Origin of the sequence: Luteimonas terrae (assembly GCF_004358165.1) — a bacterium.
GTDB lineage: Bacteria > Pseudomonadota > Gammaproteobacteria > Xanthomonadales > Xanthomonadaceae > Luteimonas > Luteimonas terrae.
Genome location: NZ_SMTG01000003.1, coordinates 87,402 through 110,143, shown reverse-complemented (window position 1 = coordinate 110,143; position 22,742 = coordinate 87,402). Strand labels below are relative to the sequence as shown.

Annotated in this window: 17 protein-coding genes; 9 read left to right on the top strand and 8 right to left on the bottom strand. The window is 68.3% G+C overall.

The genetic code is table 11. The annotated features are described in order from the left end of the window. Positions 1 to 48 precede the first annotated feature (48 nt). Positions 49 to 669 carry a response regulator transcription factor gene (locus E2F49_RS09010; protein ID WP_133393633.1) on the top strand — a complete coding sequence of 207 codons (621 nt, stop codon included), beginning with the start codon at positions 49 to 51 and terminating at the stop codon, positions 667 to 669. Between the two features lie 410 nt (positions 670 to 1,079). On the opposite strand, the gene hglS is transcribed toward E2F49_RS09010, so the two are convergent. Further along, complete coding sequence (gene hglS / locus E2F49_RS09005; RefSeq protein WP_133393595.1) at positions 1,080 to 2,444, bottom strand: 2-oxoadipate dioxygenase/decarboxylase HglS; 1,365 nt, start codon at positions 2,442 to 2,444, stop codon at positions 1,080 to 1,082. 131 nt (positions 2,445 to 2,575) lie between these two features. Between hglS and E2F49_RS09000 the strand changes: the two genes are divergently transcribed. Beyond that, the gene (locus tag E2F49_RS09000) at positions 2,576 to 3,004 is read left to right on the top strand and encodes a hypothetical protein (protein WP_133393594.1); all 429 of its coding nucleotides are present in this window, start codon (positions 2,576 to 2,578) and stop codon (positions 3,002 to 3,004) included. Between the two features lie 258 nt (positions 3,005 to 3,262). On the opposite strand, the gene E2F49_RS08995 is transcribed toward E2F49_RS09000, so the two are convergent. Continuing rightward, positions 3,263 to 4,630, bottom strand: a complete 1,368-nt coding sequence (locus tag E2F49_RS08995) for a leucyl aminopeptidase family protein (RefSeq protein WP_133393593.1) — start codon at positions 4,628 to 4,630, stop codon at positions 3,263 to 3,265. A gap of 13 nt (positions 4,631 to 4,643) precedes the next feature. After that, positions 4,644 to 5,357 carry an HAD family hydrolase gene (locus E2F49_RS08990; RefSeq protein WP_055251701.1) on the bottom strand — a complete coding sequence of 238 codons (714 nt, stop codon included), beginning with the start codon at positions 5,355 to 5,357 and terminating at the stop codon, positions 4,644 to 4,646. A 157-nt stretch (positions 5,358 to 5,514) separates the two neighbouring features. Between E2F49_RS08990 and E2F49_RS08985 the strand changes: the two genes are divergently transcribed. After that, on the top strand, positions 5,515 to 7,857 hold the full coding sequence (locus E2F49_RS08985; protein WP_133393592.1) for a winged helix-turn-helix domain-containing protein: 2,343 nt from the start codon (positions 5,515 to 5,517) through the stop codon (positions 7,855 to 7,857). A 147-nt stretch (positions 7,858 to 8,004) separates the two neighbouring features. Continuing rightward, positions 8,005 to 11,172, top strand: a complete 3,168-nt coding sequence (locus E2F49_RS08980; protein WP_165971176.1) for a YadA-like family protein — start codon at positions 8,005 to 8,007, stop codon at positions 11,170 to 11,172. 33 nt (positions 11,173 to 11,205) lie between these two features. Here the strand turns inward: E2F49_RS08980 and E2F49_RS08975 are convergent, their stop codons facing one another. The 5 genes from E2F49_RS08975 to E2F49_RS08955 form a co-directional block, all read right to left on the bottom strand. Continuing rightward, positions 11,206 to 12,330 (bottom strand): AI-2E family transporter, encoded by a 1,125-nt coding sequence (locus E2F49_RS08975; protein ID WP_133393590.1) that lies wholly within the window; start codon positions 12,328 to 12,330, stop codon positions 11,206 to 11,208. Positions 12,331 to 12,352: 22 nt separating this feature from the next. Further along, positions 12,353 to 12,964 carry a hypothetical protein gene (locus E2F49_RS08970; RefSeq protein WP_133393589.1) on the bottom strand — a complete coding sequence of 204 codons (612 nt, stop codon included), beginning with the start codon at positions 12,962 to 12,964 and terminating at the stop codon, positions 12,353 to 12,355. After that, entirely contained in the window at positions 12,961 to 13,482 is a 522-nt protein-coding gene (locus tag E2F49_RS08965; RefSeq protein ID WP_165971175.1) for a phage holin family protein, read from the bottom strand. Before E2F49_RS08965 ends, E2F49_RS08970 begins: the two co-directional genes overlap by 4 nt. 12 nt (positions 13,483 to 13,494) lie before the next feature. Continuing rightward, a complete protein-coding gene (locus tag E2F49_RS08960) occupies positions 13,495 to 13,854 on the bottom strand; it encodes a hypothetical protein (RefSeq protein WP_055251713.1) in 360 nt (119 codons plus the stop codon). Positions 13,855 to 13,924: 70 nt separating this feature from the next. Further along, positions 13,925 to 15,349 carry a Do family serine endopeptidase gene (locus tag E2F49_RS08955; protein WP_055251715.1) on the bottom strand — a complete coding sequence of 475 codons (1,425 nt, stop codon included), beginning with the start codon at positions 15,347 to 15,349 and terminating at the stop codon, positions 13,925 to 13,927. Between the two features lie 535 nt (positions 15,350 to 15,884). Here E2F49_RS08955 and E2F49_RS08950 point away from each other — a divergent pair. The 5 genes from E2F49_RS08950 (at position 15,885) to E2F49_RS08930 (ending at position 22,705) form a co-directional block, all read left to right on the top strand. Further along, entirely contained in the window at positions 15,885 to 19,163 is a 3,279-nt protein-coding gene (locus E2F49_RS08950; RefSeq protein WP_133393588.1) for an LAGLIDADG family homing endonuclease, read from the top strand. Between the two features lie 130 nt (positions 19,164 to 19,293). Further along, the gene (locus E2F49_RS16355) at positions 19,294 to 20,058 is read left to right on the top strand and encodes a hypothetical protein (protein WP_165971174.1); all 765 of its coding nucleotides are present in this window, start codon (positions 19,294 to 19,296) and stop codon (positions 20,056 to 20,058) included. A 201-nt stretch (positions 20,059 to 20,259) separates the two neighbouring features. Continuing rightward, entirely contained in the window at positions 20,260 to 21,045 is a 786-nt protein-coding gene (locus tag E2F49_RS08940) for a TSCPD domain-containing protein (RefSeq protein WP_133393587.1), read from the top strand. 101 nt (positions 21,046 to 21,146) lie between these two features. Beyond that, on the top strand, positions 21,147 to 22,061 hold the full coding sequence (locus E2F49_RS08935) for a nucleotidyltransferase domain-containing protein (protein WP_133393586.1): 915 nt from the start codon (positions 21,147 to 21,149) through the stop codon (positions 22,059 to 22,061). Continuing rightward, positions 22,058 to 22,705, top strand: a complete 648-nt coding sequence (locus tag E2F49_RS08930; RefSeq protein ID WP_133393585.1) for a Cap15 family cyclic dinucleotide receptor domain-containing protein — start codon at positions 22,058 to 22,060, stop codon at positions 22,703 to 22,705. Before E2F49_RS08935 ends, E2F49_RS08930 begins: the two co-directional genes overlap by 4 nt. Positions 22,706 to 22,742: the final 37 nt, after the last annotated feature.

Sequence of the window (22,742 nt, the reverse complement as noted above, 5' to 3'; positions counted from 1 at the left end):
ATCCATCGTCCAAGCCGCCAGAGCACCGAAGACCACGCCATGCCCCGCATGCCCACCGCCGACGATCCGTTGCGCATCCTCATCGCCGAGGACCAGGCGATGCTGCGCGGCGCGCTGACCGCGCTGCTGAATCTCGAGTCCGACCTGTCGGTGGTCGGCAGCGTCGGCGACGGCGAATCGGCCTGGCGCGAACTGCAGCGTCTGAAGCCTGACCTGCTGGTCACCGATATCGAGATGCCCGGGCTGACCGGTCTCGAACTCGCGCAGCGCATCCAGCGTCACGCGCTGCCGGTGCGCGTGGTCATCGTCACCACGTTCGCGCGCGCCGGCTTTCTGCGTCGCGCGCTGGATGCCGGCGTCGGCGGGTATCTGCTCAAGGACGCACCGGCCGAGCAACTGGCTGACGCACTGCGCCGCGTGCACGACGGCGGCCGCGCGATCGACCCGCAACTGGCGCTCGAAGCCTGGAGCGAACCGGACCCGCTGACCGAACGCGAGCGCCAGGCGCTGCGGCTGGCGGGCGAGGGTATGGCCGCAAGCGAAATCGCCGCGCAGCTCCATCTCTCGCACGGCACCGTGCGGAACTATCTGTCCGAAGCGATCGGCAAACTGGGCGTCGGCAACCGGATCGAGGCTTACCGGCTGGCGCGGCAGAAGGGGTGGCTTTAGCCGCAATGCGGGATCGATACCGCGCGGTCTCCGCCCCTTCCCCCGCCAGCGGGGGAAGGCCGGGATGGGGGCGAAGGGTCAGCGCTCGAAGAAACCAGACCGCACGCGAACTTCCGCGCGGATGGACTGCTGCTTGCGCTGACGGTTCGCCCCCACCCAACCCATCCGGCCCGGCGTAGCGCGCCGGGCGTTCGGTCGATCCGCGCGGCAGTGCCGCGCGAGCGGATCGCGCTCACCCCCCGTGGACGGGGGAGGGCTCAACGCGGGGCGGCGCGCTCGGCGAAGCCTGTTCCGTCATTCCGGCGAAAGCCGGAATCCATTTTGATCTTCGCGCGATCGATGAACATCAAAATGGATCCCCGCTTTCGCGGGGATGACGGTAGAAAAATTTCGGATCGACTGCGGGTGTACTAGTCGCCAGTCCCCAGCGCCGCCAGCGATTCCCGCTCCACCACCGCATAGATCTCGAACTGGTCGTGCACCTGCGCGCCCAGCGCCGCCTCGAATGCGGCCTGATTCGCCTGCGCCGCGTAGGCGCGCTGTTCGCCGCCGCCAAGGTTGGACTGGAAGATGCCGGCCGCGCTCACCGGCAGGAAGTCCTCGTACACCACCGGATCGGCAGCCACGAGTCCGGACGCGATCGCCTCGTCCAGCGTGCTGCCCGTGACGCGCGCCGGGTCCGCACGACCGGCGTCGGTCAGCGTGTAGCGGTAGTAGCCCAGCCCCTCGCGGCGCAGGGTGTCGTCGTCGTCGGGAAAGTCGGCGAACGCCGATGCCAGTCGCGTGCCGTAGTCGTCGCCGGTACTGCCGGCACCCCCGACGGCGCGTGCGCGGCCCAGCAGTTCGTCGTACAGCGCGCGGCCCTTGGGCGTCAGCGCGAGGCCGCGCTGTTCGATCTCGCCGAAGCGCGCGGTGTGTGTGCCGGCGTCGCCGCCCTCACCGGACGGGAACAGCACCGGCTCCTGCAGCGCCTTAAAGCTGGTCTGGCGCAGCAGGATCGGGCAGCGCCGCCGCGGCGGCCCTTCGATCACCGCCTTGGCGTCGATGCCGCGCGCCTGCATCGCGGTCTGGGCGGCATCGATATCGAGCGTGCGCGGCGTGAGGTGGTTGATGTGCGGGCCGCGGAAACAGACCACGTCGGCGACCAGCCGGTGCGCGGCCAGCAGCGCCTGGTAGGTCGCGTGCGGCACGGTCGCTTCGCTGTGCCAGCGGAAGGTTTCCAGTGCCTCGCCGACGAATTCGGCCGCTTCGTCCGCGCTGAGGCCACCGGCCTGCTCGAAGCGTTCGATCAACGCCAGCGCGCGCGGGGTGAAAATCTCGCGCGCGTCGAGAATGCGCGCGGCTTCGGCACGCAACGCGGCATCCTCGATCAGTTCCAGCCGCAGCAGCGAAGTGAACACGCGAAAGGGATTGCGCGCCAGCGATGCGGCGTCGACCGGGCGGAACGCGGTCGCGTGCACCGGCACGCCGGCGACGGCGAGGTCGTAATAGCCCACCGGCGCCATGCCCATCACCGCGAACATGCGGCGCAGCGTCGCCAGTTCGCGCGGCGTGCCGACACGGATCGCGCCGTGGCGCTCCTCGTCGAGGCGGTCCAGCGCATCGCTGCGCTGCAGGCGGCCGGCGAGCGCGGCGTCGGACGCGAGCGTCGCGGCATTCACCTCCGCCACCAGCTCCATCAGCGTGCCGTACAGCGGCACCTCGTCGCGGTACATGCGGGACATCGCCTGCGCGAACAGGCTGCGGATCTCGTCGGGGGAGAGGTGCTGGGTCATCGGCGTCGACTTCGGAGGGAGGCGGACCGGCAGGTCCGTCCGCCATTTTCGCCTGTCCGCCGCGCGCGTGCGACTGCCGGCGCTGCTACCCTGCGCCGCGTGCCGGCCGGGCGCCGCCGTGGAGATGCGACATGCTGAAGACGAAGATGCCGCTCGGCGGCCGGGTGGTGGCGCTGACCGCACTGCTGTGGAACCTGTTCGGCCTGCTGGTCTTCGTGCTGCAGGTATCGATGACGCCCGAGCAGCTCGCGACGATGCCGCCCGACCAGCAGCAGATCAACGCGGCGATGCCGATGTGGGTTTACGGCGTGTTCGGCCTGGCCACCATCGCCGGCACGACCGGTGCGATCGGCCTGCTGTTTGCGCGCCGCTGGGCGGTGCCAGCGCTGCTGGTGTCCTTCGTCGCGATCGTCGTGCAGATGACGGCCGCATACCTGCTGACGCCGGTCTGGGCGCTGACCGGCCTGCGCGGCGCCGCGTTTCCGCTGCTGCTGATACTCGTGGTCGCGTCGATCTGGATGTTCGCGCGCGTCGCGCAGCGGCGCGGCTGGTTGCGCTGACCGTGGGTCGTGGAGGTGCGCGACCGGATTCTGCGGCTGTCGTTGCCGAGAGAGGGGTGAGCGGTGTTCGAGGCCTTCCCCGCACGCGGGGGAGGGTCGGGTGGGGGCAATCCGTGAGCACCCGTTTGGTCAGACTCGCGCGCAAAGAGAGGTCCGGGAATCCTGCGTTTACTTGACCGGCCGGTGCGTCCCCATCCCAGCCTTCCCCCCCCAGACCGGGAGAGGTGTGATGTATGGCGATCTTCCGGATGGTGCGACTCAAGCCGCGTAGCGCGCCTTCAACAACGCATACGCCGCGCGCAGGCCCAGCGCCTCGCCGCCCTGCGGATGGCCGGCCCGGCTGCTGTCGTTCCACGCGTAGGTATCCAGATGCGCCCATGGCATGCCATCGGGCACGAAGCGTTCGAGATACAGCGCAGCGGTCACGCTGCCGGCCATGCGCGAGCCGGCATTGGCGAGGTCGGCGATGCCGCTAGTGAGATAGCGCAGGTACGGACGCCACAGCGGCATGCGCCACACCGGGTCGCGCGTCGCTTCGCCGCCGGCGATCCAGGCGTTGGCGAGCGTATCGTCGTTGGCGAAGAGCGCCGGCAGATCCGGGCCGAGCGCGATGCGCGCCGCGCCGGTCAGCGTGGCGAAATCGAGGATCGCATCGGGCGACTGTTCGCCGGCGAAGGTCAGCGCATCGCACAGCACCAGACGGCCTTCGGCGTCGGTGTTGTCGATCTCCACGCGGATGCCCTTGCGCGTGTCGATGACCTCGCCGGGGCGGAAGGCATCGGGGCCGATCGCGTTCTCGACCGCCGGCACCAGCAGGGTGATGCGCAGCGGCAGCTTGCGCGCCATCACCAGCTCCGCCAGCGCGATCGCGTGTGCCGCGCCGCCCATGTCCTTCTTCATGTTGCGCATGCCGTCGGCCGGCTTGATGTCGAGGCCGCCGGTGTCGAAGCACACGCCCTTGCCGACGATCGCGATGTGCGGATGCGCCACGTCGCCCCACGTCAGATGCAGCAGGCGCGGCGCACGATGCGAGGCGCGACCGACGGCATGGATCGCCGGAAAGTTCTGCGCGAGCAGGGCATCGCCGACGATGCTGTCGAACGTCGCGCCATGCGCGGCCGCGATGTCGCGCACCACCGTTTCCATCTGTTCCGGGCCCATGTGCTCGGTCGGCGTGTTGACCAGATCGCGCACGCGCGTGGTCGCGGCGATCACCGCCAGGCTGTCGGCATCGGTCGCGTCCACCGCGAGCCGCGCCGGCTTGCGCGCGGCCTTCTTGTAGCGGGTGAAGCGGTACGCACCCAGACCCCAGCCCAGCTGCAGCACGGCGGCCTCGTGCGTACCGGTCACGCGCCAGTCGCCTTCCGGCAGACCGTAGACCGCGTGCGCGTAGCTGTCGGGATCGTGCGCATCGCCGATGCCGATCACCGCGCCGTCGAGGCCGCCCTCGCCCGGCAGCAGCGCAAGCGCACCCGCCGAACCGTCGAACGCCTGCGCGTCGAGCCAGGCCTGCACGACGGCGGGCTGCGTGTCGCGCCAGGCGGCGTAGGCGTCGCGCGTGACGATGTGCAACGGACGCGCGTCCTGCGCGCCGGTGATGAAGAGGTCGGCGGTGGTGTCGGTCATCGGCATGTCCGGGTCAGGTGCGGTCGGCGACGGTCGGAACGGCTTCGAGCCAGTCGGCGAGCGCGGTGAGCGTGTCGAATTCGAGGTCGGGCGTCAGTTCGGGATGTTCCCAGACCCGTTCCTCGCGGTTGATCCAGCAGGTCTTCAGGCCCGCGCGCGCGGCGCCGGCGACGTCGGCTTCGATGTGATCGCCCACGTGCAGCACGTCGCCATGGGCACAGCCCAGACGCGCGCAGGCCGCGTGGAAGATGCTGGCATCGGGCTTGGCCACGCCGTGCTCGCGCGAGCCGAGGGTGAAGGCGAACAGATGGCCGATGCCGACGCGGTCGAGATCGGCGTTGCCGTTGGTCACCGCCGCCACCGGCACGCGCGCGGCGATGCGCTCGAGCGCGGCGAGACTGTCGGGGTAGTACTCGACCTTGTTGCGCTCGGCGTAGAACACCTCGTACGCGGCGTCCAGCAGACCCAGATCACCGCCGCTGTCGCGCAGCGCGGTTTCGATCGTCAGCTGGCGCAGCCCCGCGAGGTCGTGCAGCAGCTGCGGATTTTCGGCGAACACTCGCGTGCGCAGGTCGCGCATCTTCTCGATCGGGTACATGTCCGCGGTCGCAGGGCTGTGCTCGCGCAGGAAGGCATCGAGCGTCTGCTCGACCCGCACCCCGATCGGCGCGAACGGCCACAGCGTGTCGTCGAGATCGAGGGTGATGGCACGGATGGGAAACGTCATGCGGCCATTGTAACGGGCGGGTCCGGCGCGCCCTTCTCACGAGGGCGCGCGCACGGCCCGCACGGGGCGCGACAGCGACCTTGGGTCATACTGGAGACGCTGAAGCCGTCACCGGCCGGCCGCGGCGGCACCTGGCGGCTCGCCTCCCCCGATTCCGATGCCGAACACCTACCGATTCTCCGAGTACCTGCTCGATTGCGATGCACGCGAATTGCGCCGTGACGGCGTCGCGCTGGTCGTGCCCGCGCGCGTCTTCGCCTGTCTGCAGCATCTGCTCGAACATCGCGAGCGCGCGGTGGCCCGCGACGAGCTGGCGATGGCGGTTTTCGCGCGCGACAACGTCTCCGATGCGCAGCTGAGCCAGATCATCCTGCGCGCGCGTCGCGCAGTCGGCGACGACGGCCAGGACCAGCGTGTCATCCGCACGGTGCCCAGCTTCGGATTCCGCTGGGTCGCCGAGGTCACGCCGCTGGGCAGCGTCGACGCTGCCGCGTCCCCCGAGCCTGACGTCGCGGGCGCGACGGTGGCGTCGCCCGAGCAGGCGGCAGCACCGGTTCGCACGCCGCGGCCTCTTGCGGGCGTGCGCTTCGCGCTGCTGTGCTTTGCGGCCCTTGCCGTGGGCGCCGCGACATGGTGGTGGGCAACCGCCACACCACAGGACATCGCTCCGATACAGCCCGGCGCCGGCGCGGTCATCGTGCTGCCCACCGAACTGGAGCAGACGGCCGATGTCGCGTGGGCACGCCTGGGTCTGATGGATTTCATCGGCGACCGACTGCGCCGGGCCGGCCTGCCGGTCGCGGCCAGCGAGAGCGTGCTGTCGCTGATGCATGGGCACACAGGCGAACGCATCGAACCCGCACGACTGCGCGAAGAGGTTGCCGGCGACTGGGTGGTGCACAGCCGGGCCATGCGGCGGGGACCGGGCTGGCGGGTCGAAATCACCGCCGACGGTCGCGACGACGCCTCGCGTCATGCCTTCGGCGAACACGAGGATCTGCTGCGCGCTGCCGATCAGGCCTGCGGTCGTCTGCTGGCCGCATTGGGCCGGAGTGCAAGCGGCCCGGATGTCGACGCCAGTCTCGGCGAGCGTCTGCAGCGCGCACAGGCGGCGCTGCTGAGCAACGAGCTGGAGGCTGCACGGCGCATCCTTGCCGAAGCGCCTGCGGCCCAGCGCAATGATCCACTGCTGCGGCTGCGCCTGGCCCAGGTCGATTTCCGCGCCGGGCTGTATCCGGACGTGCGCGACGCAGCAGAGCGCCTGCTGCACAGTGATGCCGCTTCGACGCCGCTGTTCCGGGCCCAGGTCCTGATGCTGCAGGCCGGCGTCGATCGTCGGCTCGACAGGCGTGAGCCCGCCGAGCGCGGCTACACCGAAGTCCTGGCACTGCTCGGCCCTGCCGGCGACATCGTCCTGCGCGGCGAGGCATTGAACGGCCGCGGCATGGTCCGCTCGCTGCTCGGCCACTACGACAGCGCGCTCGAGGATCTGGGGCAGGCGCGGATTCTCGCCGTGCGTACCGGGGATCCTCTGGCCGTCGCCCGCGTCGACGCGAGTCTCGGATTTCTCGAAAAGGTGCGCGGCCGTCCGGCGCAGGCCGCCGAGTACATTGCGGGCACGCTCGGCGAGTTCCGGCGCTTCGGCGCGATCTACGAACTGGTGTCGATGTCGGTCGCGCTGGCCGAGACCCGCCTGCTGCTGCTGCAGCCCGACGAGGCGCGCGCCAGCATCGAACAGGCCTGGGCCTTGCGTGCGCGCATTTCCGATCCGAGCCAGCTGACCAACATCGCGCTGGGACGTGCCGAGGTGATGGTCCGTCAAGGCGCGTTCTCCGAAGCCGAGGCGATGCTGCAGTCGCATGCGACCGGTCCGACGCTGACCAGCGATCTGCATCGCGCCGACGCGCTGCGGGTCGAGATGGCATGGCGGCGCGGGGACGCCGTGGCCGCGGTCCGCATGGCCGATCGCGTGCTGGCCGACTGGCAAAGCGACGCACGCTCCGAGCGGCTGTTCCGGATGCGCTGGATGCGGCATCAGGCCGCGCTCGAAGCCGGGCTGCCGCTGCGCGCCGACGACGCGCCGAAGCCGGCGTCCGAGCACACCGGCTACGCCTGGGACTGGCTGCTGGTCGCGATGACCGCGCAGGCGCAGCGCCGCGATGCCGATGCCGGACGGGCCTACCGCATCGCGATGACGCGGGCCGAACAGGACGGCGTCCCGGAAGAGGTCGGCCAGGCGGCATATGCGGGCACCGTCTGGCTGCTCGCGCACGGCGACCGGGCCGAGGCCACCGCGGTCGTCGGCCGCATCGCCCCATGGGCGCGGCAGGATTTCGACCTCGCGTTGCTGCAGACCCGTCTGCTGCACGCGCTCGGGCAGTCCGACGCCTGGACGGCCGCGCTCCGCGATGCCCGGCGTCTGGCCGGCGAGCGGATCATTCCCGTCGCGTTGCTGACGCCGCCAGTGCCACCGCCGTCGGCGGACGCCGCAGGTCGCTGAAAGCGCAGGAAAAAACGCGGTTGTAATGGATCGGTAACGGGTCAGGAATTGCTGCCACAGCCGGCGCACGCCAAGGATCGAGCACTGCCGCGCATGCGGCGTTTCCGGCGGCGCCTCTGCGTCGCGGCGATCCCGAGGAATCCGAGCATGACCCGCACGACCCTGGCTCTGGCCATTGCCGCACTCGTCTCCGCCCTGCCGCAGGTACAGGCGCAGCCCTCCGAACCCGATCCACAGGCGGCCTCTGAGGCCGTGCTCGTGCACGCCGATGCGTCGCGTGCACAAGCAGCCGGGGACGCGGAAGACGCCGAGGCCACGGCCGAGGACGACGGTTATTTCCAGGCCACAGGCGACGCCACGGCATCCGCTGCCGGGGCACTCGCGACCGCCGCAGGTTCAGGCGCCCTGGCAAACGGCCTGGGCGCATCCGCGTTCGGCAGCGGCGCCTCCGCCGATCGGATGCACACCACGGCGGTGGGCGTGGACAGTGCGGCCTCGGCCGATTACGCCAGCGCGTTCGGTGCCGGCGCGCAGGCGTCGGCCGATAGTGCGACCGCGATCGGCGGCGAGCTCTACGTGATGAATGGCGAAACCTGGGAGATGGAGGCCTTCGCGACCACCGCGTCCGGTCGCGAGAGCGTGGCCGTCGGGGCGGGGGCACGTGCGCTGGCATATGCATCCACTGCGATCGGCGCCGGGGCCTATGCCGGCGGCGAGGAATCGGTCTCGATCGGCGGCAGCGCGCAAGGCGACTCGACGACGGCGGTCGGCGTCATGGCCACGGCGGGCGCAGACCACTCCACCGCGATCGGCAAGGGCGCTACGACCGGCGCGATGCGCTCTCTGGCCGTCGGCGGCGGCGCCGCGGCGCTGGCCGACAGTGCCACCGCACTCGGTCAGGTCGCGCAGGCATACGGCGCCCAGAGCGTTGCCCTGGGCTTCCGCAGCCTGGTGCTGGGCGAAGGAAGCCTGGCGCTCGGTGCCGATGCCTTCGCGATCGAATCCGACAGCGTCGCGCTCGGCCGCAACGCGGTCGCCGATCGCACAGGCACCGTGTCGATCGGTGCAGCCGGCGCGGAACGGCAACTCGTCAACGTCGCGGCAGGCACCCAGGACACCGACGCGGTGAACCTCGCACAGTTGCGCAACGCCACCGGCGTCCTCGACTTCTTCGAAGCGACCGGCGGCGCGGATAACCGGCAGCCGGCGACCGTGATGGACGAATACGGCACCGCCGTCGGCTCCGGCGCGCTGTCGGCCGCGCTGGGCGCGTCGGCGTTCGGCAGCGGCGCGTTCGCCTACGAGAAGCACACGACGTCCGTCGGCTTCAACAGCGCGGCATCGGCCGATTACGCCAGTGCGTTCGGTGCCGGCGCGCAGGCGTCGGCCGACAGCGCGACCGCGATCGGCGGGCATCTCTACGTGATGAACGGCGAGACCTGGGAGATGGAGGAATTCGCGACGACCGCCTCGGGCCGCGAGAGCGTGGCCGTGGGCGCCGGCGCGCGCGCGCTGGCCTATGCCTCGACCGCGATCGGCGCGGGCGCCTATGCCGGGGGCAAGGAATCGGTGTCGATCGCGGGCAGCGCACAAGGCGATTCCTCGACCGCGATCGGCGTGATGGCGACCGCGGGCGCCGACCACTCGACCGCCATCGGCAAGGGCGCAGCGACCGGCGCGATGCGCACCCTGGCCGTCGGCGGTGGCGCTGCGGCACTTGCCGACAGCGCGACTGCGCTCGGCCAGGTCGCGCAGGCCTACGGCGTGCAGAGCGTCGCATTGGGCTTCCGCAGTCTCGCCCTGGGCGAAGGCAGTCTGGCGCTCGGTGCCGATGCGGTCTCCGAAGCGCCCGGCAGCGTCGCGCTCGGTGCCAATGCGCTTGCCGATCGCGCCTACACGGTCTCGATCGGCGCGGCGGGTGCGGAACGTCAGCTGGTCAACGTCGCGGCCGGTACGGCGGGCACCGATGCGGTGAACTTCGATCAGCTCAGTGCGGTGGCGGCACGCGTGGGCGAGGTTGCCGACAACGCGATCGGCTACGACGACGCGAGCCGCGGCCGGGTGACGCTCGCGGGCGCGCAGGGCACCACGCTGACCAACCTCGCGGACGGCGCAGTTGCCGCGGGCAGCCGCGATGCGGTGACCGGCAGCCAGCTGTTCGAGACCAACCAGCGTGTCGGCGTCGTCGAAGGACGTGTCGACGGCATCGAGGATCGCATCGGGGATATCGAAGGCGTGGCTGCGAATGCGGTGGCCTACGACGACGATGCACGCGACCGCGTCACGCTCGCCGGCGCAGACGGCACGCGCCTGGGCAATCTCGCCGCCGGCACGATCGCAGCGGACAGTCGCGATGCGATCAACGGCGCGCAGGTGCACGCGGCGATGCAATCGGTCGCGACCGCGTTCGGCGGTGGCACCGTCGTCGATGCTGGCGGGCGGCTCGTTGGAGGCGTGTTCGCGGTCGGCGCCGGTCGCTACGGCAGCGTCGGGGATGCGCTGGGTGCACTCGACGGCGTCATCGCCGGCCTCGACGGCCGGATCGGTGCGCTCGAAGCCGGTGGCGGCGGTGGCGGCGGTACCGCGCCGCCTGCCGGGCGCGGCGAAGGTCTGGCGGTCGGGCACGACAGTGTTGCGGTCGACGCCAACGACACCGCCGTCGGTCACGGCGCGGTGGTCGAAGCGGAAGGCGGCACTGCAGTGGGCAGCAATGCGTCGATCGCTGCTGACGCGTCGAATGCGGTGGCAGTCGGCGCGGATGCGCGGGTCGAAGCGGCCGCCGGTACGGCGATCGGGCAGGGCGCGCGCGCGAGCGCGGACGGGTCTGTCGCACTCGGTCAGGGGTCAATCGCCGACGAGGCCAATACGGTGTCGGTCGGCAACAGAAGCCAGCAGCGCCGGGTGACCCACGTCGCCGCCGGTGTGGCCGATACCGACGCGGCGAATGTCGCGCAGGTGGAAGCCGGCGACGCGCGCACGCTGCAGCGCGCCAACGCCTACACCGACAGCCGGTTCGCTGCCTGGGACGACAATTTCTCCGCACTGCGCGGCGAAGTCGACGACCGCCTGCGGCATCAGGACCGCCGCATCGATCGCATGGGCGCGATGAGCGGCGCGTACGCAGGCATGGCACTCAACACCGCAGGCCTGGCCGGTCGTAACCGCATCGGTGTCGGCGTCGGCGGACAGGGCGGCGAACAGGCGATCGCGGTCGGCTACCAGCGTGCGATCGGCAACCGCGCCAGCGTGTCGCTCGGTGGCGCCATCGCCGGTGGCGAAAGCAGCGTGTCGGCAGGCGCCGGTTTCAGCTGGTGACGCCGGACCCGGGCCGGCTCGCGCCGGCTCGGGTCACGCCAGCAGACGCGCCCAGCCCTCGAAGCCTTCGATGCGCGCCAGCACCAGCTTCACGCAGACGATCAGCGGCACGGCCAGCAGCAGGCCGACGATGCCCCACATCCAGCCGAACAGCATCAGCGCCAGGATCAGCATCAGCGGCGAGATCGCCATGCGTCGGCCGAGTACGATCGGTGTCACGAACTGGCCTTCGATCGTGTGCAGCAGCAAATAGATGGCGGCCGGAATCACCGGCGCCCATGCAGCCGACGGCCAGTTGCCGTCGTAGCTGACGAAGCCCATCAGCAGCATCAGCAGCACGCCGATCAGCGGCCCGACGTAGGGCGCGAAGTTCAGCAGCGCGACCACCGTACCCCACAGCAGCGCGTCCTGCAGCGGCAGGCCCATCCACACCAGCACGCCGGCGAACACCGCGCCCAGCAGCGTGTTGATGATCGAGATGGTCAGCACGTAGCGCGAGATCTCGCGCTCGATGGATTGCATGATGTCCACGGTGAGCTTCCGGCGTTGCCGGTCCGGCAGCATCGCGATCGCGTTCCGCTGCAGGTTCTCGCCGTAGACCATGAAGAAGAACGTCAGCAGCACCACGGCCAGCACCGACGCCAGCATCTTGGGTGTGGCGACGAGGGTGCGCCACGAGGCGTTGTCCTGGATCTGCACCACCTGCACGCGGCGCTGCGGCCGGTCCTCGGTCGCGCGGGCGAACGACTCCGCCGCCTGGTTGGCCTGGTGCACCGGCTGGGTCATCGCCTTGAGCCGAGGCGCAAGCGCGCGCAGGGTCTTGGGCGCGTCCTGCACCCATTCGCTGGCCGGCCCGTAGAGCTGCAACCCGAGCGCGCCGGCGCCGGCGATGCCGAGACTGATGACCAGCAGCGCGCCGATGAAGCGGGGAATGAAGAGCCGGCGCATGCCGCGCAGCAGCGGGTTGCCGACCAAGGCGAAGAACACCGCCAGCAGCACCGGCAGGATCACCGCCTGCGCCGCCCACAACGTGGCCAGCACCGCCAGCGTCGCCAGCACGATGACCGCCGTCGGTGCACGCGGACGCGGCGCCACGGGCGTCGGCGTCGGCAACGGCGCGTCGGCCTCGTCAGGCAACGAACTGGTCGGGGTGCTCATCGGGCGGTCGTCGGGTGGGCGCTCAGCGCCCGGATTCTGACAGTTCGGTCGCGGCTTCGGCCGGACGTGGCTGCTCCGACAGCACCGGGTCAGGGCGGCTGCGATCCGCGAGCGGCCGTGCGTCCGCACCCGCGGCAGGCGTCGCGGGCCGTGTCGCCGCGGCAGCGGAGGCCTGCTGCTGCGACGCGCCGGCCTGCACCTGCATCGCCGCTGCGGCGCCGGCAGCAGCGGCCGCCTGCGTACCGGCCACGCCGTCGGTCTTCTCGGCGACGTTGTCGGCCGCGGCGTCCGCGGTCTGCGCCGCGTCGTCGGCGGTCTCGGCGGCCTTCTCGGCAGTCGCCGCGGCCACGGTCGCCTGGATCGAGGTCAACAGCCCCGACACCGCGCTGATCAGCTGCAGGGATTTGGGCCCTGCGAACTTGCTCACCTTGCCCAGCTTCGACAACGCGCGCTGCGGTTCCATGCTGCCGGTCAGAAAACCGGTGATCAGGCCCGCGATCATGATGCGCGACGGTGTCCATGCCTCGCGCCAGCTCACGCGCAATGCGCGGTAGCGATCGGTGGTCTGGGTGGTGCGACCGTCGACCAGCGCCTCTGCGCGTTCGACGCGGTTCTTGAGACCTTCGAAGTTCATGGCGTCGATGGCCCCTTCGGTGTGGCGGCGGGCGCATCGTCGTCATCGTCGTCGCGGCTGTGCCCCGCCTCGGAGTACAGCCCCAGTCGCGAGAGCTGGCGACGCGTCGCGTGCATGCCCGCATAGTCGAAGAACACCGACACGCGCCAGGCGGCAATGCAGGTCACGACAAGACTGATCAGCGTGGCGATCGAGATCGACGCCAGCCACGACAGGCCCCACGACTGCAGCAGCGCGATCGCCGCGCCCATCGTCAGCAACCAGGCCGACGCGCCGAACACGACCGCGACCGCGGCCCATGCCAGGCCGCGGCCGAGCGCGCTGCGCGACAGCGCGAAATCGGCCGACACCAGCTTGCGCAGGGCGCGGCCGCTGTCGAGTCCGGAACTGAAGGTTTCGGTGGCCGCCGCACGGATGCGGCGGATGCTTTCGTCGAGGTGCGGTACTTCGCCGGGCGCACGATGTGCGCTGCCGGCGGGTTCCTCGCGCGGGTCTTCCCCGGTCACGCGCTCGGTCATCGAACCGCGCGCTTACTTGCCGCTGCGCGCGAGCTTGGCGATGATCCAGCCGGCCGCGAACGCGGTGCCGAATGCGGCGATCGGACGCTCGCGGATCAGGTCGGCGGCGCTCTCGACGAGGTCGCGGCCCTTGTCCAGCAGCACGTCGTACTGTTCCTTCGCGGCGGTGCCGCCTTCCTCGAACGCGGCGACGCCGGCGAGCGCGGAATCGGCGAGATCGGACTTGACGGTCGCGCGGCCCAGCTTGAGTTCGTCGCCTGCAACGCTGGCGGCATTCTTGACCGCAGCGCCGGCGTCACGCGCGGCCTGCGCGAGGTGCGAACCGGCCTCGCCAAGATGGGTCTTCACCGCGTCGGTCGAAGTGGGGCTCATGGTCGTGCTCCTGTCGGTTGGGGCTTGGCCGCGGAAGCGCGGCGGGTGGGGGTGGATGCCGAAAAAACGGTCAACGCATCATTACGTCGTATGTGCGTCCACCGCGTGAAATGCGCAGTGCGAGGTTCGTCGGGCGGTCAGCCAGCGAGTCGCGGAAACCGGCCAGATCGCGGAACTGTCCGCTGTTCGCGGCGAGGATCACATCGCCCTCGCGCAGACCGTTCTGGTGCGCGCGGCTGCCGGCCTCGACCTTCTCGATGATCACTCCACCGGCGCGCTGGTTCTGGCGGCGGATCGCCTCGGGCAGATCGGCGAACGTGGCGCCGGCCAGCCGCGGATCGACGCTTGCGCCATCGCGCGGCAAGGCGGTCAGGCGCGTGTCGATCTTGAGGCTGCGGCCGTCGCGCAGCACGTCCAGCGTCACCGGCGTGTCGATCGCCTGCAGGCCCTGGAAGTTGCGCAGCGATTCGCTGTTGTCGATGCGCTCGCCGTTGGCCGCCACCACCACGTCGCCGGCGCGCAGGCCGGCGCGCGCGGCAGGCGAGCCGCCGTAGACGCGCGTGACCACCGCGCCGCGCGGATTCTCCAGGCCCAGGCCTTGCGCGATGCGCGCATCCACCGTCTGCGTGTCCACGCCCAGCGTGCCGCGCTGCACGCTGCCGGTGGTCGCGAGCTGGGTCATCACGTTGCGGGCCAGGCCGATCGGAATCGCGAAGCCCAGACCGATGTTGCCGGCCATGCTGCCTTGCGTGTTGAAGCTCGCGGTATTGATGCCGACCAGCTGGCCGCGCAGGTTGACCAGCGCGCCACCGGAATTGCCCGGATTGATCGACGCATCGGTCTGGATGAAGTTCTGGAAGCCCACGCCCGGCACGTTGCTGCGGCCGACCGCGGAGATGATGCCCGACGTCACCGTCTGCCCGAAGCCGAACGGATTGCCCACCGCGACGACGAAATCGCCGACTTGCAGGTTGGCGTCCTGCGCCAGCGGAATCGCGGTGAGGTTGTCGGCCTTGATGCGCATCAGCGCCACGTCGGTGTCGACGTCCGAACCGATGAATTCCGCCTCCACCGTGCGGCCGTCGGCCAGCGTCACCGACACGTCGTCTGCGCCTTCGATGACGTGGTGGTTGGTCAGCACGTAACCCTGCTGCGCATCGACGATCACGCCCGAGCCCAGGGATTCGTTGATGCGCTCCTGGCTCAGCTCGGGAAACATGCGGCGGAAGAACGGGTCGTTGCCGAACGGACTCACCCGCACGCGCTGCTTGGTGTGCACCGACACCACCGAGGGCGTCACCGTCTTGAGCATCGGCGCCAGCGATGGCAGCGCCTGGCCATCGACCGCCATGGGCAGCGCGGCCATCGTCGGCACCGCAGCGGCGGCGGGCGCGGCGCCGGCAGGCTGCTGCACGAAGTCGCGCATGGCGGTCGCGGCGAAGCCACCGAACGCGGCGGCGCAGGTAAGGGCGAGGAGGGTGGTCTTGGCGCGCATGGAGCGTCCCCTGTCGGCGGTGCGTCGTATGGTCGACGCGGAAGCGTGGAAGGCGGGTCGAGTGCGGCGGTGGGGCCGCGTAGGAGGCCCGCAGTGTCGCGCGACGCGTTTGAATCGGAATTGAAAGTCGCATTCAGATGATCGCGCGCAACGGCGCCGTCGGCATCTGTCGGACGTCCTGCCTGCAGACGCCGGCCGACCCGTTTTCCGGTTGACACCGGTCGGAGTGCGGGCGTAGCGTGGACCCCCGTTGCCGCCACTACATCTTGGGTGTCGGCTTTCGGAAATCCCAAGACATGGGGCTTTCCGGTGCAGCGACGCTTCGCAGCAAAGGGGATGCACGCGATGGGTTGGAATGCCATGAATCCTTCGGCCGCCGGCCGCATGCCGCGCTGCGCAGACGCGCGCGACGTTCCGTTCGAACACGCCTTGCCCGGCGGCGCCTGAGCCGTTCCGGCAGCAGGCCCGCATCCGACACACGATCACGACAGGCGAGCGGCCAGGCCGTCGCCCCATCGAAGGAGCGCACAGCAGCATGAGCACGGTTCGCCTCGCGGCGGTGAAGCAGGACGCAGGTCCCGACATTCCGATGCAGCCCGCGTCGGACGACATCTGGGACAAGAAGTACCGCCTGAAGACCAAGCAGGGCGTGGCCGTGGATGCCGACATCGACGGCACCTACCAGCGTGTCGCCAAGGCACTCGCCGAAGCCGAGACCACGGTGGAGAAGCAGCGCCACTGGAACGAGCGCTTCCTGTGGGCGCTGCGCCGCGGTGCGATTCCCGCCGGCCGCATCACGTCCAATGCCGGCGCGCTGGAGCACAAACCCGCGACCAGCACGATCAACTGCACGGTGTCGGGCACGATCGTCGATTCGATGGACGGCATCCTGGAGAAGGTCCACGAGGCCGGCCTCACGCTGAAGGCCGGCTGCGGCATCGGTTACGAGTTCTCCACGCTGCGGCCCAAGGGCGCCTTCGTCGCCGGCGCCGGTGCGTACACCTCGGGCCCGATGTCCTTCATGGATATCTACGACAAGATGTGTTTCACCGTCAGCTCCGCCGGCGGTCGCCGCGGCGCGCAGATGGGCACCTTCGACGTCAGCCATCCCGACGTGCGCGACTTCATCCGCGCCAAGCGCGAAGACGGCCGCCTGCGCCAGTTCAATCTCTCGCTGCTGATCACCGACGGCTTCATGCAGGCCGTCGATGCCGATGCGGAATGGCCGCTGGTGTTCCCGATCAACGACAAGGAGGCCGGCGATCTTGATCTGGCCGATGTCGAGCAGGTCATCTGGCGCGAATGGCCGCAGACCACCGGCTACGTCACCCGCGACGACGGCCTCGTCGCCTGCAAGGTCTACGGCAAGGTCCGCGCGCGGCACCTGTGGGACATGATCATGGTCTCGACGTACGACTACGCCGAGCCGGGCTTCATCCTCATCGACCGCGTCAACGAGCAGAACAACAACTGGTGGTGCGAGAGCATCCGCGCGACCAATCCCTGCGTCACCGCCGACACCTGGGTGCAGACGGGCGACGGGCCTCGCCAGGTGTCGGATCTCATCGGGCGCCCGTTCCAGGCGCGCGTCGATGGCGCCGATCACGCGACCACCGCCGAAGGATTTTTCCTGACGGCGACCAAGCCCGTATTCGCACTGCAGATGCGCGAAGGCCATCGTCTGCGTCTCACGCACGACCATCGGGTACGCCGGGTCAGCCGGCTGACGCGCTGGAGCGTGGAGACCGAGTGGTGCGAGGCCGGCCAACTGGCGGCCGGCGATCGCGTCCTGCTCAACGACCATCGCGCGAATGCCGAATGGAACGGCGCGCACACGCTGGAAACCGGCTATTTGCTGGGTCTGCTGGTCGGCGACGGCACGCTCAAGGCAGAAGCCGCCGTGCTGTCGGCATGGAGCGTAGCCGCGCAGGCGAACGGACCGGCCGCGCAGCGCCCTGCGGGCGTGGTCGCGTTGATGCAGGAAGCCGAGCGTTGTGCGCGCACGTTGCCGCATCGCAGCGACTTCGCCGGCTGGTCCGAAGTGAGCGGCCGCGGCGAGTGGCGCATGAAGTCGGCCGCGCTGCGCGACATCGCCAGCGGTCTTGGCATGTCGCCCGGCGACAAGGCCATCACCCCGTCGGTCGAACAGATGTCCAGCGCCGCCTGCCGCGGCTTCCTGCGCGGCTTCTTCGACGCCGACGGCAGCGTGCAGGGCAGCCAGCTGAAGGGTGTGACCGTACGTCTGGCGCAATCCGATCGCGCACGGCTCGAAGCGGTGCAGCGGATGCTTCTGCGCTTAGGCATTCCCGCGTCGATCTACGATCGTCGTCCGGCGGGGCAGGCCGTGCTGCCCGACGGTCGCAGTGGCCAGCGCGGCTACGACACCCAGGCGCAGTTCGAACTCGTGATCAGCGGTGAGGCGCTCGCCCGCTACGCCGATCTGATCGGCTTCGCCGACAGCGACAAGGCCGGTCGGCTCGAGCGGGCGCTGTCCGGCTACCGTCGCGCGCTCAATCGCAGCCGGTTCGTCGCGACCGTCGAATCGGTGACCGCGGATGGCGAAGAAGCCGTCTACGACGTGCAGGTGCCGGGCATCAACACCTTCGATGCGAATGGTCTGCACGCACACAATTGCGGCGAGCAGCCACTTCCGCCCTACGGCGCCTGCCTGCTCGGGTCGGTCAATCTCACCAAGTTCGTGCGCGAGCCCTTCACCGAACGCGCGTGGTTCGACTGGGAGGAATACAAGGAAGTGGTTCGGGTGTTCACGCGCATGCTCGACAACGTGGTCGAGGTCAACGGCCTGCCGCTGCAGAAGCAGCGCGACGAGATCATGCGCAAGCGCCGCCACGGCATGGGCTTCCTCGGCCTGGGCAGCACGATGACCATGCTGCGCATGCGCTACGGCGAGGCGGACTCCTGCGAGTTCACCGAGCGCATCGCGCGCGAGATGGCCGTCGCCGGCTGGGAAACCGGTCTCACGCTGGCGCAGGAGAAAGGCCCGGCGCCGATCATGGAAGAGCGCTTCACCGTGACCGCCGCCATGCTGCGCAAGCGCCCGGAAATGGCCGCCGACGGCTGGAAGGTCGGCCAGGAGATTCCCGGCAAGGTGCTGCACGCGAAGTACTCGCGCTACATGCAGAAGATCGCCGAGGTCGCGCCGGAACTGGTCGACCATCTGGCCGAGGTGGGCGCGCGTTTCACCCACCACAGCTCCATCGCGCCCACCGGCACCATCTCGCTGTCGCTGGCCAACAATGCCTCCAACGGCATCGAGCCCTCGTTCGCGCACCACTACAGCCGCAACGTGATCCGCGAGGGCAAGAAGACCAAGGAAAAGGTGGACGTCTTCTCGTTCGAGCTGCTGGCCTACCGCGCGCTGGTCAATCCGAAGGCCATGCCGTATTCGGACGACGCCGACGCGAAGTTGCCCGACTACTTCATCGCCGCCGACGACATCACGCCCAAGGCGCACGTCGACGTGCAGGCCGCCGCGCAAACGTGGGTGGACAGCTCGATCTCCAAGACCGCGAACGTTCCGACGGACTACCCCTACGAGGACTTCAAGGACATCTACCGCTACGCCCACCAGCAGGGCCTCAAGGGCTGCACCACGTTCCGCTTCAATCCCGCCGCGTTCCAGGGCGTGCTGGTCAAGGAAGCGGATTTGGAAAACACCACCTACCGCTTCGAACTCGAGGACGGCAGCGTGCTCGAGGTGAAGGGCAACGAGCAGATCGAATACGACGGCGAACTGCACACCGCCGCCAACCTGTTCGACGCGCTGAAGGAAGGCTATTACGGCAAGTTCTGACAGCCGCCTGCCGCACCGCCGGTGACGGCGGCGCGAGCCTGCGACACGCCGCGTCGAGGACGCGGCGGCTGCACCGCAAGACCTGCTCCCCTGTGCACGATCTTCGCGCTACATTTCCGCCACGGACGCTGTGCTCCGTAACTGTTCACTGACGAGGACAATCAAGATGAGTAACGGAAACGGGGTTGCCGACACCCTGACGCACGCGGCCGAAGACGTCGCCGAGAAGGCGAAGGAAATCGTGGCCGTGGTCAAGCAGCGCGCCAACGAGGTCGCCCAGTCGGCCAGGAAGAGCGCACAGGAAGCGGAAAAGACGGTCACGCAGCGCGTGACCAAGGTGCGCAAGACCGTCAGCAAGACCACCGCCAAGGCCAGCAAGGCCGTCAGCAAGCGCGTGTCCGCAGTGAAGAAGAAGCTCGCCGCCGCCAAGGCCAGCGCGAGCGCCGACATCGCCGCCGCCAAGCGCGCCGGCGCCGGCAAGAAGAGCGCCGCGAAGAAGGCCACCAAGAAGACCGCCAAGAAGGCGACCGCGAAGAAGGCGACAGCGAAGAAGGCAACTGCCAAGAAGGCAACTGCCAAAAAGTCGGTCGCCAGGAAGGCGACGGCGAAGAAGGCCGCCACCAAGAAGGCAGCGACGAAGAAGACCGCCGCCAAGAAGGCAGCGACGAAGAAGACCGCCACCAAGAAGGCCGCAGCCACCCGCAAGGTGAGCGCCGCCAAGAAGGCCACCAAGAAGGCGGTGAAGAAGGTCGCAAAGAAGGCCGCTGCCAAGACCGCGACCGCCAAGCGCAGCGTCGCCGCCCGCAAGGGTGTTGCCAAGACGACGGCCAAGACCGCCAAGCGTTCGGTCGCCGCCAAGAAAGGCGCCACCAAGCGCGCGTCGAAGAAGGCCTGATCCACCCGCTTCAACCTCACCCCACGGGTGAGGTCGTTCCAGATCGCTCCCCTCGCGGAAGCGCTGCTCGAAGCCCCTCTCCCTTCGCGGGAGAGGGAGTGCTCAAAGCCCCTCTCCCCTCGCGGGAGAGGGGTTGGGGAGAGGGGGAATTGCGCTCCCCCGAACTTCCACCACACCCGCAATCCACCCAGGACCCGCGCCATGGCCGTCAAGATCGACCGCAAGATCACCGGATACGCCGTCGTGAAGCCGGAGGACAAGGCCGTCGAAGGCACGTCCGTCTCGCGCGAGACCGTCGAGGCGGAACTGCCCAAGGCCGACGTCATCCAGATGCACGAGCGCATCGAGCGCCCGGACGTCCTGATCGGCAGCACCTACAAGATCAAATCCCCGCTGGTCGAACACGCCATGTACGTGACCATCAACGACATCGTGCTCAACGCGGGCTCAGAGCACGAGCAGCGCCGCCCGTTCGAGATCTTCATCAACTCCAAGTCGATGGACCACTTCCAGTGGATCGTCGCGCTGACGCGCATCATGTCGGCCGTGTTCCGCAAGGGCGGCGACGTGACCTTCCTGGTGGAGGAAATGCGCGCCGTGTTCGACCCCAAGGGTGGCTACTTCAAGGCCGGCGGCGTGTACATGCCGTCGCTGGTCGCCGAGCTGGGCATGATCGTCGAGGACCATCTCAAGTCCATCGGCATGATGCACGACCCGGAAATGTCGGACGCGCAGAAAGCGCTGATCGCCGAGAAGCGCCGGCAGTTCGAAGAGCGCGAAGGCTCAAAAAAAAACGCTGACGTAAACGTCGCCGCGCCCACGGCGCCAACCAGCGCAGACGCACACCCCGAAGACATCGCCATCACCGGCGACGACGCGAGCTTCCCGCCGTCCGCGACCATGTGCCACAAGTGCAGCACGAAGGCGCTGGTGCTGATGGACGGATGCGCGACGTGTTTGAACTGTGGTTATAGCAAGTGCGGGTGAGCGCAGATTGCTAAAGTCGGAGTTGAAATCCCCCGTGACGCTGGTTCGATTCCCGGGGTTTAGAACGCCGGCCTACCAACATCAATTTAAGGAAGGCAAGGATGGCCGGAGAGTGGGAAGCCAAGTTCTCGCAGTGGGCGCAACCGCCTGGAGATACTGAAGAAGCGCGGATTCAGAACGCCATCAAAGGTATTCGAGATGCCTTAGATGCGGACGCCAAACTGAAAAGCACCACTCGGGTCTTCGTCCAAGGTTCCTACCGAAATCGCGTCAATGTAAGGCAGGACAGCGACGTCGATATCGGTGTGTTGTACACAGGGAGCACGTTCTACCCCGAGTACCCACAAGGAACTACCGACGAAACGTTCGGAAATAGCGAATCCGCGTACTCAGTCCAAGAGTTCAAAAGGCAGATCTACGGGGCGCTCATCGCGCGCTTCGGTACATCCGGCGTAACGTGGGGGGACAAGGCGTTCGACGTACACGCCAACACTTATCGGGTAGATGCTGACGTAGTGCCGCTGTTTGAGCATCGGCGCTACAACACAGATGGCTCTTTTCTTTGCGGTGTCGAACTTCGCCCCGATAGCGGCGGACGAATTATCAATTGGCCTGAAAAGTTGTATCCGCACTGGCCGGCCCAACATTACGAATACGCCGTCAGCAAGAACGAGGCGACGCGCAGGGCGTTCAAGGGTGTGGTGCGGATTTTGCGGAAACTGCGCTATGTCATGGAGGGGGAGGGAAGCGAGTCGGCCAAGGACATTAAGGGATTTCTGGTCGAGTGCTTAGTGCACAACGCCCCAAACGAGAATTTCGCTCACGGCAGTTGGGAAAAGTGCGTGCGCGCAGTTCTCTGTTATCTGTGGTCGAACACGCGTGAAGATGCGACGTGCCAATACTGGTGCGAAGTTAGCCAGTTGAAGTACATATTCATTGGCCAGCCCGCAGATCAGCGAGCCAAGGTAAACAAGTTCTTGCTCGATGCTTGGTCTTACATCGGGATCGTGCCATGACATTGACGCGCCTGCATATCGTCATTGTTCTGTTGCTTGCGGTGGTCGTCTGGGGAGTCGTTCTCCTTATTCAGGGCACGCCGATTTCTATCGAGCATGCTGCACCCTTCGGCATTGTTGTCGGCTTCTTGGGATTGGTTGCGCTTGCCGTTGAGCATGTTCTGTGGCGGCAGCGCTGGCTGCACGGCTGGCTCTTCTGTCGCCCGGACCTGCGAGGAACTTGGCTTGTCGAGTTGCAGTCGAGCTACGAAGATCCCGCCACCAAGATCAGAATTCCTCCCATTGTCTGCTACATGGGCGTTACGCAGACTTTTTATAAGCTTCAGTTGCATCTGATGACCCCGGAGTCGGAATCCTGGCTCATCGCGCATTCGATTACCAAGTCTCCGAGCGAGGACGGATACAAAGTTTTTGGTGTTTACTCCAACCAGCCTAATGTTCACTTGCGCGCGTATCGCAGCGAGATCCACTTCGGGGCTATTGTCCTTGACACGCATGGGCCACAGAAATTACGGCCAGCGACGGTCACCGGTGAATATTTCACGGACCGCCTCACGAAGGGGAGCTTGCTTCTGAGTCGACGTATAGCTGCGCAAAAGACTCGCTTCGCAGATGCCGATGCCGCGTTTGGAGAAGATGGGTGAGAGTGAGCGGGATAACAGGGTTTGGTTCACTCCTTTT

Excerpts from the sequence above, each read along its gene's own strand:
- E2F49_RS08980 (WP_165971176.1), top strand. The coding sequence starts at position 8,005 with ATGACCCGCACGACCCTGGCTCTGGCCATTGCCGCACTCGTCTCCGCC.
- E2F49_RS08970 (WP_133393589.1), bottom strand. The coding sequence starts at position 12,964 with ATGAACTTCGAAGGTCTCAAGAACCGCGTCGAACGCGCAGAGGCGCTG.
- E2F49_RS08935 (WP_133393586.1), top strand. The coding sequence starts at position 21,147 with ATGGCCGGAGAGTGGGAAGCCAAGTTCTCGCAGTGGGCGCAACCGCCT.
- E2F49_RS08940 (WP_133393587.1), top strand. The coding sequence starts at position 20,260 with ATGGCCGTCAAGATCGACCGCAAGATCACCGGATACGCCGTCGTGAAG.
- E2F49_RS08960 (WP_055251713.1), bottom strand. The coding sequence starts at position 13,854 with ATGAGCCCCACTTCGACCGACGCGGTGAAGACCCATCTTGGCGAGGCC.
- E2F49_RS08990 (WP_055251701.1), bottom strand. The coding sequence starts at position 5,357 with ATGACGTTTCCCATCCGTGCCATCACCCTCGATCTCGACGACACGCTG.
- E2F49_RS08985 (WP_133393592.1), top strand. The coding sequence starts at position 5,515 with ATGCCGAACACCTACCGATTCTCCGAGTACCTGCTCGATTGCGATGCA.
- E2F49_RS08995 (WP_133393593.1), bottom strand. The coding sequence starts at position 4,630 with ATGACCGACACCACCGCCGACCTCTTCATCACCGGCGCGCAGGACGCG.
- E2F49_RS08930 (WP_133393585.1), top strand. The coding sequence starts at position 22,058 with ATGACATTGACGCGCCTGCATATCGTCATTGTTCTGTTGCTTGCGGTG.
- E2F49_RS09000 (WP_133393594.1), top strand. The coding sequence starts at position 2,576 with ATGCTGAAGACGAAGATGCCGCTCGGCGGCCGGGTGGTGGCGCTGACC.
- hglS (WP_133393595.1), bottom strand. The coding sequence starts at position 2,444 with ATGACCCAGCACCTCTCCCCCGACGAGATCCGCAGCCTGTTCGCGCAG.
- E2F49_RS09010 (WP_133393633.1), top strand. The coding sequence starts at position 49 with ATGCCCACCGCCGACGATCCGTTGCGCATCCTCATCGCCGAGGACCAG.
- E2F49_RS08975 (WP_133393590.1), bottom strand. The coding sequence starts at position 12,330 with ATGAGCACCCCGACCAGTTCGTTGCCTGACGAGGCCGACGCGCCGTTG.
- E2F49_RS08955 (WP_055251715.1), bottom strand. The coding sequence starts at position 15,349 with ATGCGCGCCAAGACCACCCTCCTCGCCCTTACCTGCGCCGCCGCGTTC.
- E2F49_RS08950 (WP_133393588.1), top strand. The coding sequence starts at position 15,885 with ATGAGCACGGTTCGCCTCGCGGCGGTGAAGCAGGACGCAGGTCCCGAC.
- E2F49_RS08965 (WP_165971175.1), bottom strand. The coding sequence starts at position 13,482 with ATGACCGAGCGCGTGACCGGGGAAGACCCGCGCGAGGAACCCGCCGGC.